This is a genomic window from Vibrio chagasii (genome assembly GCF_024347355.1).
In the GTDB taxonomy this organism is placed as follows: Bacteria; Pseudomonadota; Gammaproteobacteria; order Enterobacterales; family Vibrionaceae; genus Vibrio; species Vibrio chagasii.
Window position 1 is genome coordinate 1,630,239 of sequence record NZ_AP025465.1, and the last position, 12,983, is coordinate 1,643,221.

Below are 12,983 nucleotides of genomic sequence, written 5' to 3' on the forward strand. Positions count from 1 at the left end.
AAAATCGGCAAAGTACAAGAAATCTAATGTAAAGACTGATTTATCGATTCAATATGCAAGCTTGAGGGATTCAGATTAAAAGCATTTTAACAGTTCGCTAAGTCTTGAGGCTAGAGAAGCTTATCAATCCTCGCTGTCGAGCTTTGCATCACATCCCACTGAGGAAAAATATGACGAAAGTAAAAGATACTGCAAGCTTAATAGGTGACACTTTTAACCCGTTTCCAGAGCCATACAAATCAATTCTGGGGGACTCTGAATGTAAGGGACTGGGAGACCTATTTGGCTTAAGCCAGTTTGGAGTGAACCTAGAGATACTTGAACCCAATGCGCAATCAGCTTTAAGACATTGGCACACAAAATCCGACGAGTTCCTATATTTGCTTGAAGGTGAGCTGTGCTTAATCATGGATGGCGGTGAGCAAGTTATGAAGCGAGGAATGTGCGTTGGTTTTCCCGGTGGTGTCGAGAATGGGCATCATTTAGTAAACCGAAGTGACAAACAGGCAAAGTTTATTGTTATAGGTAGCCGCGTAGCAGGTGATAAAGCTCATTACCCGGACGACGATTTTAAGTGGGTAGAAGCAAGTTCTGGTAATTGGGTGGCATGCAGAAAGGACGGCACGCGCTATTAGCCTTTTTCATATTAGTAGATAGGAAGGGAGTTTTGACATTCACAAGACAATTCGAATGCTCAGACCTTACATTTAGGCCAGTGGTCGTTGATGACGCTGTTTACTTGCTCAAATCTGTAGGTTCAGATTTGTTCCCTAAGTCGCTTCCTTTAGCAGACATCAAAACGCTTACACAAGCACGGGAGTGGTGTTTAGAGCGTGCTTTAGAGTGGGAAGAGGGTAAGTGCTATGTTTGGAGTTGTCGGCATTTAAACGATTCGCAAGTTATTGGTCAGGTCACGTTACTCCCTTTGGAAAATTGTCTTGCGTTAGCTTATTGGATTAGCCCCAAATGTTGGGGGAAGGGAATTGCTACGCAAATGTGCAAAGCATTATTGTCACAAGTTCAGAGTTCCGGCTATCAAGGCGAAATTTGGGCTGGTGTTCACTCTTGGAATCACAAAAGCGCTTCGGTGTTGAAGAATTTGGGCTTTCAAGAGATTACCTCTAGTAACGCAAATACTGTGGAGTACCATTTAGCAATGGCTGAATATCAAGTTTAAGAGTTGCTGGCATTTAACCTGTGGTAGTAAGTCTTTAGAGTAACCATCATTAGGTATTGCTTGCCCGTTCCGCTTAAACGCATTTTTATAGGTATTAATAAGGAGTATTTGAGTGAAAGGTAACTGTTTATGTGGCGCTGTCTCGTTTGAGTTGTCAGGCGTGTTACCCCTTATTTATCAATGTCACTGTTCATTGTGTCGCCAAGTCTCGGGGTCTTCATCAAATTCAGCTTTAATTATAAAAGAGTCGCAATTCAAATGGTGTACCGGCGAGCATCAAATTAAGTCATTTTCTACTCATTCGGGTTTTAAATCGGAGTTCTGTTCTCAGTGCGGTAGCCCTGTACCCAACATGAGTTCTAGCGGTGAATCTTATTGGGTTCCAGCTGGTTTGCTAACTGAAGCGGTAGATACAAAAGTTGCTGCCCATGTTTATGTTGGTTCTCACGCTAATTGGGATGTAGGTTTTGTTAACGACGGGATCCCTCAGTTTGAAACAATGCCAAGTGAACAAGATTGGTTAGCGCTAAGCGGGAAATAACTTCGTTAAGTGGGCTTTCCTTTTCTGCCCCAAAAGTAGCCTGAACTTAACCATAGTACTTATAACGTCGTCCATATTATCGTTTCTATTGCTCATTGATGCGCATCGCTACTCAGTTCCGTATATATCTTTATGATTGGTGTTTTTGATATTTAATCAGTGGCTTATAGTCGATTAGTCACTTGTGAGTTAGCTTCATAGTTTTGTCGATGCTATGAATACGAAAGTGTTTGGGTGACTCAGTTAAACGCTAGTAATGAGGTATTAAATGGTTTTAGGAAGTTGTCTCTGTAATGCTGTACAGTTTAAAGTCACTGGTGACTTTAAGCGTATCGTCAATTGTCACTGTAATTTATGTCGAAAAATGAATGGAGCTGCATTTTCAACTTACGTTGCAGTACTGCAGACAGACTTTGAGCTGGTTACTGGTGATTTATCGTTTTGTGATGTGACGGAGAATGCGCGAAAACACTTTTGCGGTGAATGTGGCACACCGATATTCAATTCAAATCCAAAATACGCAGGGTTAAATATTCTACATCTCGGCTGCCTAGACTTAGATTTGTTAGGTGAGCTAAAACCAGATGTAAATATCTACAATGAGTCGAAAGTCGGTTGGTTAGAAAACATTTCAGGTTTGCCCACTTTCGACAAGGCAATAGGTTGACGCTAAAGCCCGTTCATTAGCATAGTTGAACTTGTTTATTTCATAGGTAGGCCCTTCAATGGAAGTACAATTAATTGAGATTAAAGAACAAGAACGGAAAGTGCTTGAGAACTTGTTCTCTTATTACATATACGATATGACCGAGTATATGAAGTGGAGCCCTAACAATGAGGGCAAATTCAGCTACGACTCTTCCCAGTTTGACGTGTACTGGGAGCGAGAAGATCATATTCCCTATTTCATCTATGTGGATGCCGAGCTCGCAGGGTTTGTATTGGTTCGCCGTTATCCTAGTGATTTATCGAGCTATGATATTGAACAGTTTTTTGTACTCAGAAAATTTAAAGGGCAAGGTGTTGGCAAGGAAGCCTTAGCACAGGTCGTTTCTGTATTTACAGGCAAATGGCAAATTCGAGTGTTGTTAGAAAACTCTGGGGCTCTATATTTCTGGAAGTCTGCTGTTTCTCGCATTGTTGGGGACAAATTTAGAGTGACGAAAGCCAATGATGTCGACCTTTTGATGTTCTTCATACACTTTGAAAGCAACGGTTATTGATTAGCGAAAAGTAGTTTCCGAGCTTCGTTGACATGGCTTCAAGTGAGTTAAGAATTGATAAGACAGTAGTAGCAATTCTCACTCAGTCGCTTAGCATCGTATTACTGAGTAAGTTTGCTTGACCTCAAGTTAAGTTGAAGTAACAGAATGTTTTCGATTGTTATTCGTATCACTAACTAGAGGATTATTTAGCATGACTCAGATAGAGCATTTAAACATTACTGTTCCAGATATTGATGAAACCCTGATGTTTCTTAGTATTGTCGCCCCTGACTTTAAAATACGTAAAGATGTGGACCTCCCTGGCCGCCATCGTTGGGTTCATGTTGGAAATGAGCAAAGCTATTTCGCTCTTCAAGAGCCTCACTTAGACTCGCTCGCACCAAGAGCTATGCAAGAAACGTATAAGAACCATGGGGTCAACCATATTGGTTTAGTTGTACAAAATCTACAAACAATAGAAACTAAACTTGTCGAACAAGGCTATCGTCGAGGTATATATGCTCCAAGAGAAACGCATCGAAAGCGAGCATACTTTTACGATAAAGCGGGTTTTGAGTGGGAGCTCACAGAGTTTTTATCTGACATACATGATGAAATGTACTTATACGAGTGATCGTAGAAATATGTGTGACTAGCAATAAAAAGTTTACACTCGATGGCTATTACGCAATGGCTTTGTCATAAGTGGTTTTCTTGCCTATGTAGTACTCAAGGCTGCAACGGAGCCAAGGCCACAAGGAAATTAGCACCAAAGTTGCATTGATGTTTGCGCTCTGAAGAGTGGGCAAAAAATATAAGAGAAACGATGAAAATAACGACGTTAGTTGATAATAATCGCTTAGACAGTAGGCCTGATTTAGCTGTTGAACGCGGGTTGTCACTGCATATCAAAACTGAGTCGCTAAGCATGTTATTCGATATGGGAGGTGGCGGTACTTTTTGTCAAAATGCGCCTTTACTCGACGTAGAGATCAAAGACGTAGACCTAGCCGTTATATCACATAGACACCACGACCATTGTAATGGCGCCATCGATTTTGTTCGCCATAATTCTAATGCCAATGTGTTTTTGAAACACAGTGATGAGCGTAGCTACTACTTCCGTGCTTATGGTTTTAAAAATAATGTCGGTATTAATCCGGATTTACTGAAAAATAGTAGTGGTCGTTTGAAATTCGTGAATAAGACGACCGAGATTGCGCGTAACGTATTTATCATTACTGATATCAGCGATAAATACGAAAAGCCAAAAGGGAATCAGTACCTTTACACAAAATCTCAGGACAAATGGAAGCAGGACTCATTCGATCATGAGCTTTTGTTAGTAATCAAAGAGGAAGACGGCATCGTTATTTTTACTGGCTGTGCGCATAGTGGTGTCCTAAATATGGTCGATACCGCGGTTACTCATTTTCCAGAAGAACGAATTAAAGCCGTTGTCGGGGGCTTTCATTTAGTGGGGTTACCCTTATTTGATAGCATTGGTGGGACTACGAAAAACATAAAAGACCTTGGACTTGCGTTATCAGAGTATCCAATTGATAAGCTCTACACGGGGCATTGCACCGGAAAAAAAGCATATAAGTTGTTAAAAGAAGTATTGGGAGAACGCCTGGAGGCGATTCCAACAGGTAGCTGTATCATTGTGTAGTTACTCTCAAACTGGTTCCAATCAAATGTCATTTTGAAGGAGTGGGGATGGCAATTTTGTTATATAGCGCAAAGGGCTCGAATAGCTCTGAACGGGTAGAGTGGGCGCTTAATTTCAAGCAAATAGCTTACGATAGAATTGAAGTTAGCTCTAATGAACTAACAACAACATACCTCGATATTAACCCGTTTGGTTATGTTCCGGCACTTTCTGTTGATGGTCTGATTTATTCTGAATCGATGGCAATCATTGAGTACCTTGAAGAACGCTTCCCTAATCCGAGTTTGTTTGGAAAAAACCTTGATGAAAAAACTCACATTCGTCGAGTTTGTGAATACGTGAATAGCAGCATCCATTCACCCCAAAATAGAACAGTATTGCGATTTCTGCGCCCGCAATTATGTGAGCAGTCAAAGCGTGAACTCCGTGGAGACTGGATTATGCAATGTCTAAAAAAATTAAGTTCGTCGATTTGCCTTAAATCAGGGTTCGCTGTGGGGTTTGATTTTAGCGCAGCGGATATCTTTGTTGCTTCAATTTATAAAAAGGCGTTACTACACGGTTGTGAAAGAGATAACTTCTATGACGTGCATTTGAAGTACCTCCTTGAAAATGAGAGTGTTAAGCTTTCAGAGCCACAACATTGTTAGGTCTTAAGCGAATTATTCAAAAGGTCCAACGCTTAGACGCATGTTGAGTTTCTATAAGAGGAAAGAAATGGAGTTAAAGTGTCACTGCGGGAATGTAAGTTTGATATTAAGTTCGCTCCCTAAAGAAGTTGGCGACTGTAATTGTTCTATTTGTCGTCGTTATGTTGCAGCTTGGGCGTACTTTTCTCCCGAGCAAGTTCAAATCAATATGATTGAACCAACAGATTTTTACTGTTGGGGAGACAAAGAAGTAGAGTTTCACCGTTGTAAGTCATGTGGGTGCCTGACGCACTATCTAACAACGGAGGAATGCTCCGAGGATATTTTGGCAGTAAATATGAGAATGGCTGAAAATGAAGTTATCTCGCGTATTCCTGTTCGTAAGATCAATGGTGCTTCCTACTAGTCATCCAATAACACAAGCCGATGAGGAATTATGGCTAAAATCTATTTCGTATGTGGTTTTATTGGTTCCGGTAAAACGACTTATTCCAAGCAGCTTGCAGCTAAACATAACGCTTTTCGTTTTTCGATTGATGAGTGGATGATTCCTCTTTATGGTGAGCACATGGAACGAGATGTGTTCGATAAGCGGTTAGCTACGCTCCAAGACTTATTTAAAGAAACTGCACTTCAGCTTTTTTCTCTCAATGTCCCTGTTATTTTCGACTTTGGTTTTTGGAAGAAGGCAGACCGAGATGCTTTTAAAACATGGGCATTGACAGTCGGTGTTGAAAGTGAAGTTCATTATCTTGATGTATCGTTTGAGACATGTAAGCAGAGGGCATTGAAGCGCAACGCAGATCTGGACGGAAAGTCGTATGAAATGACGCCTGATATGCTAGCTTTGTTCTGGTCTTGGTTTGAAATACCAACCTCAAATGAAAATGTGGTTTGGGTAAAGACCCCCTCCGAGTAGATATTCGATAGCCTTATTGTTTGTTCGGTACATTAAGAGTCTGGGGTTAATATTTATTATTCACTTCCGAAACTGGCGAGTTCTTTGGTATGCCTGTTGTTAGCCTATGTCTGAAACCAAAACACTTTAAGGAGTATCAGACATGTTTAAGACTATGCACACCGCATCAAAACCACTTGTTCTTTGTAATGTTTGGGATGTAGCAAGCGCCTTAATTGCAGAGCAAACCGGCTTTTTAGCGATTGGGACATCGAGTGCGGCGATTGCACGCAGTCACGGGCTTGATGATGGTGAAAATATCGAATTTGAAGAGATACTATCGGTGGTAAAAGCTATTGCACAGGCAACAGATCTACCTCTGAACGTGGATATTGAATCAGGTTACGGAGATACGCCGCAGGCAATCTATGACAATATTACTGAGTTGGTGAATGTTGGCGTGGTCGGAATCAATATTGAAGATAGCGTAGTCGTTAATCGTGAGAGGCGACTTTGTGATTTGATGATGTTCTCGCAAACGTTGAGAAAAGTTAAAAGTATGCTCAACAAAGCCAACCTAGAAGTATTCATTAATGTCCGCATTGACACATTTTTAATGGATGTAAAAGAGCCTCTAGTGGAGAGCATCAAGAGAATCCAAGCCTATCAGCAAGCAGGTGCTGATGGAGTTTTTCTTCCATGTATCAAAGGAACCGATGATATTAAAGCCGTTGTAGATAGCACGTTGCTGCCCATAAATGTCATGTGTGTTCCTGAATTACCAAATTTTAAAGAGTTAGAGGCTCTTGGCGTGAAGCGCATCAGTATGGGTAATTTCTTGTACGAAGCGATGCTTTCCTCATTGCAAAAAAACCTGATAACCATAAAACGTGAGCAATCATTTAGAACATTATTTTGATACCGCAACCCTAAATAGGGTGCAAGCGATCGGAACTTTAAGCTACAGCACTTGTTTTCAAACCAAGTGTGACCCCGTTCCCGTGCGCGGATAAGAATTGGGACTTTAAAACTCCACAGTTGATTCGCTTGATTTCAAAGGTTATGGAAATCTTAATGCACGGGAGTCAATCAAACCAAAAAGGATAAATAAATGCAGTTTGCTAAAGCATTTGAATACAAAAAATGGGCAAATAGTCAGCTACTCGACTTTGGAGAGAGACAATTTTCAAAACTGCCGGAAAATGATGGCATATTTTTCTTAAGAATTCTGAATCATACGACTGTAGTGGATAGTCTTTTTACAAGTCGAATCCTAGGAGAACCGGAAAAATACACTGCTGATAATACGGTTGAAACTCCTTCTTTTTCAGAGCTGCGTGAGCGGATGGCTCATAACGATACTAGGTTAGTGCAGTATGTAATGTCAGCCTCAAAAGATGAGTTAGACAAAGTCATTCAGTTTAACTTCATAGATGGTGATATAGGGACAATGTCTGTTGAAGAAGTCCTTCTCCACTTGCTTACACACGGTAATAACCACAGAGGCATGGCTTCTAGAGTGTTAGCTGAAAACAATTTAGAACGCCCAAAGGACACATTTACCCTTTACCTTCATCTCGTGGAGCCGACACGCAGAGGTAGCGCGGTGTTGAAAGAAAAATAGCAGTAAGTGAATTTGGGAATTCAATATGATGACTTTAAGAACTGCATACACGCATGAGTTAGATGATATTTATCTTATGGGCTTTGATGTATGGAGAGGTTCCGCATCTGTCGATGAGTATCTAGCTTGTTGTAATAAAAGTAATAAGTATCAGAAGGGAACTTGGTATGTGCTTATTGAACATCAAAAAATCTTATCTTCCTTGATTGTTTATCAGGGAGTGTTTGGTCTTGAAGATGGTAGCTGCGGGCTTGGTTCCGTTGCTACACCTCCAGAGCTAAGAGGCAAAGGCTATGCTTCAAAGTTAATTAACATGATAAAGAATGAGTTACTCCAGAATCAAAATAATACGGTGTTGTTCTTACATAGTGATATCGACAAAACGTTTTATAGGCGGTTAGGGTTTACAGTGACTGAAGGTTCTGACTGCATGTACATTACGAGTGATGGTAGGGCATTTAAAGGGACCCTGCCTAGATACTTCTAATCGCAGATGTCATGTAAACTTTTTCGTAAAATAAATCACCAGTGTTAGAAGCCTAAGGCTTGGCACTTAATTGAGGGAACGAATGAGAGTTTTGATATCAGGCACCAGTGGTTATATTGGTCGCCACGTTCATAAAGTGTTCGTAGAAAGTGGCTTGGAGGTCTTTCGGTACTGTAGGCACAATGGTGTTGTTCCTTACTCGGTTCATTCTAAAAACGTATCGACAGGGTATGAAAATTACTTTGATGTGATTATCAACTGCGCGCGTCCTCATTGGGCAGAGTATTCAGCAAGTGAAATTGTCGATATTGAATCCAGGCTAATCAAGCAGCTTGATAATTTTGCAAGTGAAAATGCAATAAAGATTCACACCTCGGGAGTTTGGTTATTTGGCCGTGCATCTCACCAAGATCTTAAAGAGTTTAGACTTAACCCGCTCACAGCCGTTGAGTTAGACGTAAGAACAATTGAACATGCGATGAGTTCTAATTGGAATATTGTTTACTGCCCGAGTTTAGTGTACGGCGGTGACAATTGCCAATTAAAGCGAATCGTCGAGTCCCTTACTGAACAAACGGTTCAAGTTGCTGTTCCGTCGACAGGGTACAATCAATACGTGCACGTTTATGATGTCGCCAAGTTTTATTTACTTTTGGTCTTAAACCCAACTTCGGAAACGCAGCACTTTATTGCAGAAACTAAGGGGTATAGCCCAGAACAGTTTTCTCAACTCTTATTTGAATCAAACGTTATCGAAAAAGTCGATAAATGTTCTTGGAGTGAATTTGCGAGACTGAAGGGCCATGATGCAGCAGATATAGAACGATTAAATCTCACCCTTCCAGTTAGCTCTTTATTCGAATCGACAGAACTTATTAGCGACTACATAACAAGTTTATGTACTCAAATTAATTGTAGAACGCCTAGGTAGTTGCCGTGTTACAGTGTGAAGCATCAGTGACGAGTTAAGGGTAGCGAATCGCCTTAGCTATTGCTCAAGGAAGCGTTCTTTATTTCCATCATAATCCATTCAAGGAAGAAGCATTGTGAAACTCGCTCAATTAAATATCGCACTCGCGAAATACCCTTTAGACGCACCAGAGATTAAAGATTTCGTCGATAACTTGGAATTGGTAAATGGCATTGCCGAAAGTAGTGAAGGGTTTGTGTGGCGCCTTAAAGATGAACCTGGCGATGCAACCAACATAAAAGCGTTTGATGATCCGAACATGATCGTCAATATGTCTGTCTGGGAATCGGTCGACGCGTTAAAGAACTTTATGTTTCGAACTCACCATCGTGACTTTATGCGAAGAAAGGGCGAATGGTTTCATCGCTTAGCGGAAGACACATATGTGCTTTGGTGGGTTAAGGATGATCACATCCCAACCCTTGATGAAGCGATTGAACGTTTAGAGCACCTCAGAGAAGTGGGAGACTCTCCTTACGCATTTACCTTCAAAACAAACTTCACTGAGGAAGAGGCTCCAAGATAGTCTGCTGTCGGCGCTTGTTGGTGATCGGCTTACCTCAATAACTGGGTTATAAAACATTTTATCTATAGTAGCTCTTTGTTAATAATGTGTATCACTACGCACTTCCGCATCTATCCGGAATGGAGGCATATTTGCTATGGTAGTCAGTACGTTACGGAAATGTATTAGCCAGTTAGCGAAGGTTTATAACTTCTTCTAACCACTCAGTTTTGACCTTTTGCTGCTGTGTTCTCCTTTCCTAACATACTAATTATTAACAGGGCGCCTCCGATAAATAAGTACCACATCAATGTGTCAACTTGGTGGTAGTAGAATCCGTGTTGCCATAAATTTGGTTTAGGAGGAAATTCATGATCAGGGAAATGTCTAAATCTGACTTTGAGTCATTTTGGCCTACTTTCTCGGCTGTGATTCAAGCGCAAGAAACCTACGCATTTGATCCGGAAATGACGATGGAACAAGCCTTTTCGGTTTGGTGTGAACAGCCATCACAAACTTATGTCTATACCGAGAATGACGTTGTTTTAGGCTCGTATTACATAAAGCCTAATGCAATGGGTCCAAGCGGTCATATTTGTAACTGCGGTTACATGGTTTCCGAAGAGGCAAGGGGGCAGGGAATTGCTCGGTCTTTGTGCGAACACTCTCAACAAGTCGCGATTGAATTAGGCTTTGAGGCGATGCAATTCAACAGTGTAGTGTCGACGAACAAAACGGCAATCAAACTTTGGGAAAGGCTTGGCTTTAGTATTATCGGTGCCATTCCAAAGGCATATAAGCATCCTAAATTTGGTCCAATTAACAGCTACATCATGTACAAGTCACTCAAAAAGTAATGAAGCGCGATGTACGGCCTATAGCCCTTTAAGAAGGTAAGTGCTCAACACTGAAACTTGGAGATTTTAAATGACAATAGTCGAAAAAATTGTTCGCCGCGAAATGGAGGCTGTCATAGTTTACGAATCTGATGATGTGGTTGCGTTTGCTGACCACAATCCGATCAACTTTGGGCATATTTTGATTTGTCCCACACACCCTTACACCAACTATATCGATGTACCAGAAGTTGTTCTCACTGAAATTCATTCTGTCGCTAGGCAGGTGTATCGACGTATTGAAGAGGCATTTAAACCTGATGGTATTTCATTCTTGCAAAATAACGGTGAGTTTAATGAGTTGTCTCATTATCATCTACATATCTTTCCAAGATTTGAGGGCGATCAGTTTGGTTGGAAAAGTAGTGAACTCGGCATCCAAAGTATGGAGAAACTGCGCGAGTCATTAAAAAATTTGTAATTATAGTGAAAATTAGATGCACAAAAGTGCACGAAGAGGCTTAACAATGAGTGAAATAAAAACATTAGAACAATTAAATGAGCTTTATGCCGAGCCGAGTAAAAGGGCTAAAAATAAAGTACTTCCAGCACTGGATGCCCATGCGATTACTTTGATCAACCATTGTCATTTCGCGGTTTTGGGGACGACAGACTCTCAAGGCTTTGGGGATCTGTCTCCAAAAGGCGGTGAGCCCGGTTTTATTAAGATTGTCGATGAGTCAACGGTCCTAATACCTGACAGTTCGGGAAACAATCGAATTGATGGTTTAAAAAACATCATCAATAACCCAGAAGTTGGATTACTGCTGATGGTTAATGGGATTGATGAAGTGGTACGTCTTAAAGGTAAAGCCAGCATTCATACCGATCCAAATTTGCTTGCCGCTTGTCCTGACGGGAAGAAAGCCCCAAAAGTCGTGATTAAAATCGCCGTAGAGTCTATGTACTTTCATTGCGCTAAGGCGGTAATGAGAGGCAAGCTTTGGTCTGATACGTTTAAAGTCGAGCGTTCTATTCTACCTTCACTGGCACAGATTTTTAAAGATCAACAAAAATCTGAAGGCCAAGCGATCAATCAAGACGAGATGGTTAAATATTATCATTCGACACTGTAATATTTATGAAAAATATAGTTCAAATTATCTTTGTATCAGGGTCCAAATTTTTACTGGGTTTTCGTCAAAATACTGATGCGTTCGACCAATACTGGGGATTCCCTTCTGGAAGAATAGAGCAAGGGGAGTTACCTCGGACCGCAGCAGAGCGCGAAGCGCGAGAAGAGGTCGCAGTTGACGTTGGTAACTTAGCATTGTTCGCGATTGTCTCTGATCCAGAGCTACCCATTTGTCACTATTTCTACTTATGCCATGAATGGGCTGGCGACATACAGAATGCTGAGCCCCATTTATGCCAAGAGTTACGTTGGTTTGAGCATGATGAGCTACCCGAAAATTGCACACCGATAACTTACTTGATCACTCAGCAATTGAATGACACCGCGCTTACAAAAAACATAAAGCCTGAGATTGACCAACCAAAGCTTTGTGCGTAAGCCGTTCTGTGTTGAGTAACCGATTTTTCATTTAGGCCAGTGGCGTTGGGTATGAGTCAAACGTCACTTTGTACCAAAACTAAACACAATAACAGGGAAGATATGTTTACAGGTATTGTACAAACCGTTGCTAACATTGCTGAAGTGAGCGATAACAATGGAATAAGAACGTTTGTCATAGAGTTTCCGACAGGCTTTTGTCACGAGTTGGAAATTGGCGCCAGTATCGCAATTGATGGTGTGTGTTTGACCGTTACTGAGTTGCTGTCAGACGTTCGAGTAAAGTTTGACGTCATGTTGCAAAGCCTATTAATTACCACGCTAAGCAAGTATGAAGTTGGTCAATCAGTGAACGCCGAGAGGGCGGCAAGAGACGGCGCTGAAATTGGTGGTCACCCACTTTCTGGTCACGTTGACTTTAATGTCGCGATTATCCAAATATCCGAAATTGAAGATAACTACTGCGTGCGCCTAGCTCTTCCTAATGAGTGGAAAAGATATGTATTCCCGAAAGGTTATATTGCAATCAATGGGGCTAGCTTAACCGTTTCTGACGTTAATAAAGTCGAAGGGTGGTTTGAGGTTTGGTTGATCCCAGAAACCCGTCGAATGACCGTCTTCTCATCGAAATCAGTAGGTAACTTCGTCAATATCGAAATCGAGCGTGGCACTCAAGTCGTCGTTGACACGGTGCGTGATACTCTAAATGAAAACTTAGGTCCATTGTTGCCTTTATTTGAGAAGTTACTTTCAGAGCAAGGTATCGATTTAGATGCATTGGGTTATAAGCCTAATACATTGGGTTTCTCAAGCGAACCAAAGTAATGCGGATTGGTACACCAAAA

General features: G+C 41.2%; 20 protein-coding genes. All 20 read left to right on the forward strand.

Features of this window, described 5'->3' with window-relative positions; translation table 11 throughout:
• Positions 1 to 170: 170 nt before the first annotated feature.
• The 20 genes from OCV52_RS07550 to OCV52_RS07645 all read left to right on the forward strand — a co-directional run bounded on the left by OCV52_RS07550 (position 171) and on the right by OCV52_RS07645 (position 12,963).
• The gene (locus tag OCV52_RS07550) at positions 171 to 635 is read left to right on the forward strand and encodes a cupin domain-containing protein (protein WP_137408503.1); all 465 of its coding nucleotides are present in this window, start codon (positions 171 to 173) and stop codon (positions 633 to 635) included.
• Between the two features lie 32 nt (positions 636 to 667).
• A complete protein-coding gene (locus OCV52_RS07555) occupies positions 668 to 1,177 on the forward strand; it encodes a GNAT family N-acetyltransferase (RefSeq protein ID WP_239931045.1) in 510 nt (169 codons plus the stop codon).
• A 112-nt stretch (positions 1,178 to 1,289) separates the two neighbouring features.
• Positions 1,290 to 1,718, forward strand: coding sequence for a GFA family protein (locus OCV52_RS07560; RefSeq protein WP_102423354.1), 429 nt, complete (start codon positions 1,290 to 1,292; stop codon positions 1,716 to 1,718).
• Positions 1,719 to 1,986: 268 nt separating this feature from the next.
• Entirely contained in the window at positions 1,987 to 2,385 is a 399-nt protein-coding gene (locus tag OCV52_RS07565) for a GFA family protein (RefSeq protein ID WP_137408502.1), read from the forward strand.
• 58 nt (positions 2,386 to 2,443) lie between these two features.
• Positions 2,444 to 2,941 carry a GNAT family N-acetyltransferase gene (locus OCV52_RS07570; RefSeq protein WP_137408501.1) on the forward strand — a complete coding sequence of 166 codons (498 nt, stop codon included), beginning with the start codon at positions 2,444 to 2,446 and terminating at the stop codon, positions 2,939 to 2,941.
• Positions 2,942 to 3,134: 193 nt separating this feature from the next.
• Entirely contained in the window at positions 3,135 to 3,557 is a 423-nt protein-coding gene (locus OCV52_RS07575; RefSeq protein WP_102425725.1) for a VOC family protein, read from the forward strand.
• A gap of 192 nt (positions 3,558 to 3,749) precedes the next feature.
• A complete protein-coding gene (locus tag OCV52_RS07580) occupies positions 3,750 to 4,595 on the forward strand; it encodes an MBL fold metallo-hydrolase (RefSeq protein WP_137408500.1) in 846 nt (281 codons plus the stop codon).
• Positions 4,596 to 4,642: 47 nt separating this feature from the next.
• Entirely contained in the window at positions 4,643 to 5,245 is a 603-nt protein-coding gene (locus tag OCV52_RS07585) for a glutathione S-transferase family protein (RefSeq protein WP_137408499.1), read from the forward strand.
• A gap of 67 nt (positions 5,246 to 5,312) precedes the next feature.
• Positions 5,313 to 5,651 (forward strand): GFA family protein, encoded by a 339-nt coding sequence (locus OCV52_RS07590; protein ID WP_137408498.1) that lies wholly within the window; start codon positions 5,313 to 5,315, stop codon positions 5,649 to 5,651.
• Positions 5,652 to 5,681: 30 nt separating this feature from the next.
• The gene (locus OCV52_RS07595) at positions 5,682 to 6,164 is read left to right on the forward strand and encodes an AAA family ATPase (protein ID WP_137408497.1); all 483 of its coding nucleotides are present in this window, start codon (positions 5,682 to 5,684) and stop codon (positions 6,162 to 6,164) included.
• 142 nt (positions 6,165 to 6,306) lie between these two features.
• Entirely contained in the window at positions 6,307 to 7,062 is a 756-nt protein-coding gene (locus OCV52_RS07600; RefSeq protein ID WP_137408496.1) for an isocitrate lyase/PEP mutase family protein, read from the forward strand.
• A gap of 192 nt (positions 7,063 to 7,254) precedes the next feature.
• A complete protein-coding gene (locus OCV52_RS07605) occupies positions 7,255 to 7,767 on the forward strand; it encodes a DinB family protein (protein ID WP_137408495.1) in 513 nt (170 codons plus the stop codon).
• Positions 7,768 to 7,792: 25 nt separating this feature from the next.
• A complete protein-coding gene (locus OCV52_RS07610; protein ID WP_137408494.1) occupies positions 7,793 to 8,254 on the forward strand; it encodes a GNAT family N-acetyltransferase in 462 nt (153 codons plus the stop codon).
• Between the two features lie 82 nt (positions 8,255 to 8,336).
• Positions 8,337 to 9,185, forward strand: a complete 849-nt coding sequence (locus tag OCV52_RS07615; RefSeq protein ID WP_137408493.1) for an NAD-dependent epimerase/dehydratase family protein — start codon at positions 8,337 to 8,339, stop codon at positions 9,183 to 9,185.
• A 115-nt stretch (positions 9,186 to 9,300) separates the two neighbouring features.
• Positions 9,301 to 9,750, forward strand: a complete 450-nt coding sequence (locus tag OCV52_RS07620) for a DUF3291 domain-containing protein (protein WP_137408492.1) — start codon at positions 9,301 to 9,303, stop codon at positions 9,748 to 9,750.
• 350 nt (positions 9,751 to 10,100) lie between these two features.
• A complete protein-coding gene (locus tag OCV52_RS07625; RefSeq protein WP_004741049.1) occupies positions 10,101 to 10,586 on the forward strand; it encodes a GNAT family N-acetyltransferase in 486 nt (161 codons plus the stop codon).
• A 70-nt stretch (positions 10,587 to 10,656) separates the two neighbouring features.
• Complete coding sequence (locus tag OCV52_RS07630) at positions 10,657 to 11,046, forward strand: HIT family protein (RefSeq protein ID WP_004741048.1); 390 nt, start codon at positions 10,657 to 10,659, stop codon at positions 11,044 to 11,046.
• Between the two features lie 46 nt (positions 11,047 to 11,092).
• On the forward strand, positions 11,093 to 11,701 hold the full coding sequence (locus tag OCV52_RS07635; RefSeq protein ID WP_137408491.1) for a pyridoxamine 5'-phosphate oxidase family protein: 609 nt from the start codon (positions 11,093 to 11,095) through the stop codon (positions 11,699 to 11,701).
• Positions 11,702 to 11,706: 5 nt separating this feature from the next.
• Positions 11,707 to 12,138, forward strand: coding sequence for an NUDIX domain-containing protein (locus tag OCV52_RS07640; protein WP_137408490.1), 432 nt, complete (start codon positions 11,707 to 11,709; stop codon positions 12,136 to 12,138).
• A 102-nt stretch (positions 12,139 to 12,240) separates the two neighbouring features.
• A complete protein-coding gene (locus OCV52_RS07645; RefSeq protein WP_137408489.1) occupies positions 12,241 to 12,963 on the forward strand; it encodes a riboflavin synthase subunit alpha in 723 nt (240 codons plus the stop codon).
• Positions 12,964 to 12,983 lie beyond the last annotated feature (20 nt).

Bases quoted from the DNA above. Each gene is read 5' to 3' on its own strand.
- OCV52_RS07565 (WP_137408502.1), top strand. From the start codon at position 1,987: ATGGTTTTAGGAAGTTGTCTCTGTAATGCTGTACAGTTTAAAGTCACT.
- OCV52_RS07605 (WP_137408495.1), top strand. From the start codon at position 7,255: ATGCAGTTTGCTAAAGCATTTGAATACAAAAAATGGGCAAATAGTCAG.
- OCV52_RS07575 (WP_102425725.1), top strand. From the start codon at position 3,135: ATGACTCAGATAGAGCATTTAAACATTACTGTTCCAGATATTGATGAA.
- OCV52_RS07625 (WP_004741049.1), top strand. From the start codon at position 10,101: ATGATCAGGGAAATGTCTAAATCTGACTTTGAGTCATTTTGGCCTACT.
- OCV52_RS07585 (WP_137408499.1), top strand. From the start codon at position 4,643: ATGGCAATTTTGTTATATAGCGCAAAGGGCTCGAATAGCTCTGAACGG.
- OCV52_RS07630 (WP_004741048.1), top strand. From the start codon at position 10,657: ATGACAATAGTCGAAAAAATTGTTCGCCGCGAAATGGAGGCTGTCATA.
- OCV52_RS07610 (WP_137408494.1), top strand. From the start codon at position 7,793: ATGATGACTTTAAGAACTGCATACACGCATGAGTTAGATGATATTTAT.
- OCV52_RS07570 (WP_137408501.1), top strand. From the start codon at position 2,444: ATGGAAGTACAATTAATTGAGATTAAAGAACAAGAACGGAAAGTGCTT.
- OCV52_RS07590 (WP_137408498.1), top strand. From the start codon at position 5,313: ATGGAGTTAAAGTGTCACTGCGGGAATGTAAGTTTGATATTAAGTTCG.
- OCV52_RS07635 (WP_137408491.1), top strand. From the start codon at position 11,093: ATGAGTGAAATAAAAACATTAGAACAATTAAATGAGCTTTATGCCGAG.
- OCV52_RS07615 (WP_137408493.1), top strand. From the start codon at position 8,337: ATGAGAGTTTTGATATCAGGCACCAGTGGTTATATTGGTCGCCACGTT.
- OCV52_RS07645 (WP_137408489.1), top strand. From the start codon at position 12,241: ATGTTTACAGGTATTGTACAAACCGTTGCTAACATTGCTGAAGTGAGC.
- OCV52_RS07580 (WP_137408500.1), top strand. From the start codon at position 3,750: ATGAAAATAACGACGTTAGTTGATAATAATCGCTTAGACAGTAGGCCT.
- OCV52_RS07595 (WP_137408497.1), top strand. From the start codon at position 5,682: ATGGCTAAAATCTATTTCGTATGTGGTTTTATTGGTTCCGGTAAAACG.
- OCV52_RS07640 (WP_137408490.1), top strand. From the start codon at position 11,707: ATGAAAAATATAGTTCAAATTATCTTTGTATCAGGGTCCAAATTTTTA.
- OCV52_RS07600 (WP_137408496.1), top strand. From the start codon at position 6,307: ATGTTTAAGACTATGCACACCGCATCAAAACCACTTGTTCTTTGTAAT.
- OCV52_RS07550 (WP_137408503.1), top strand. From the start codon at position 171: ATGACGAAAGTAAAAGATACTGCAAGCTTAATAGGTGACACTTTTAAC.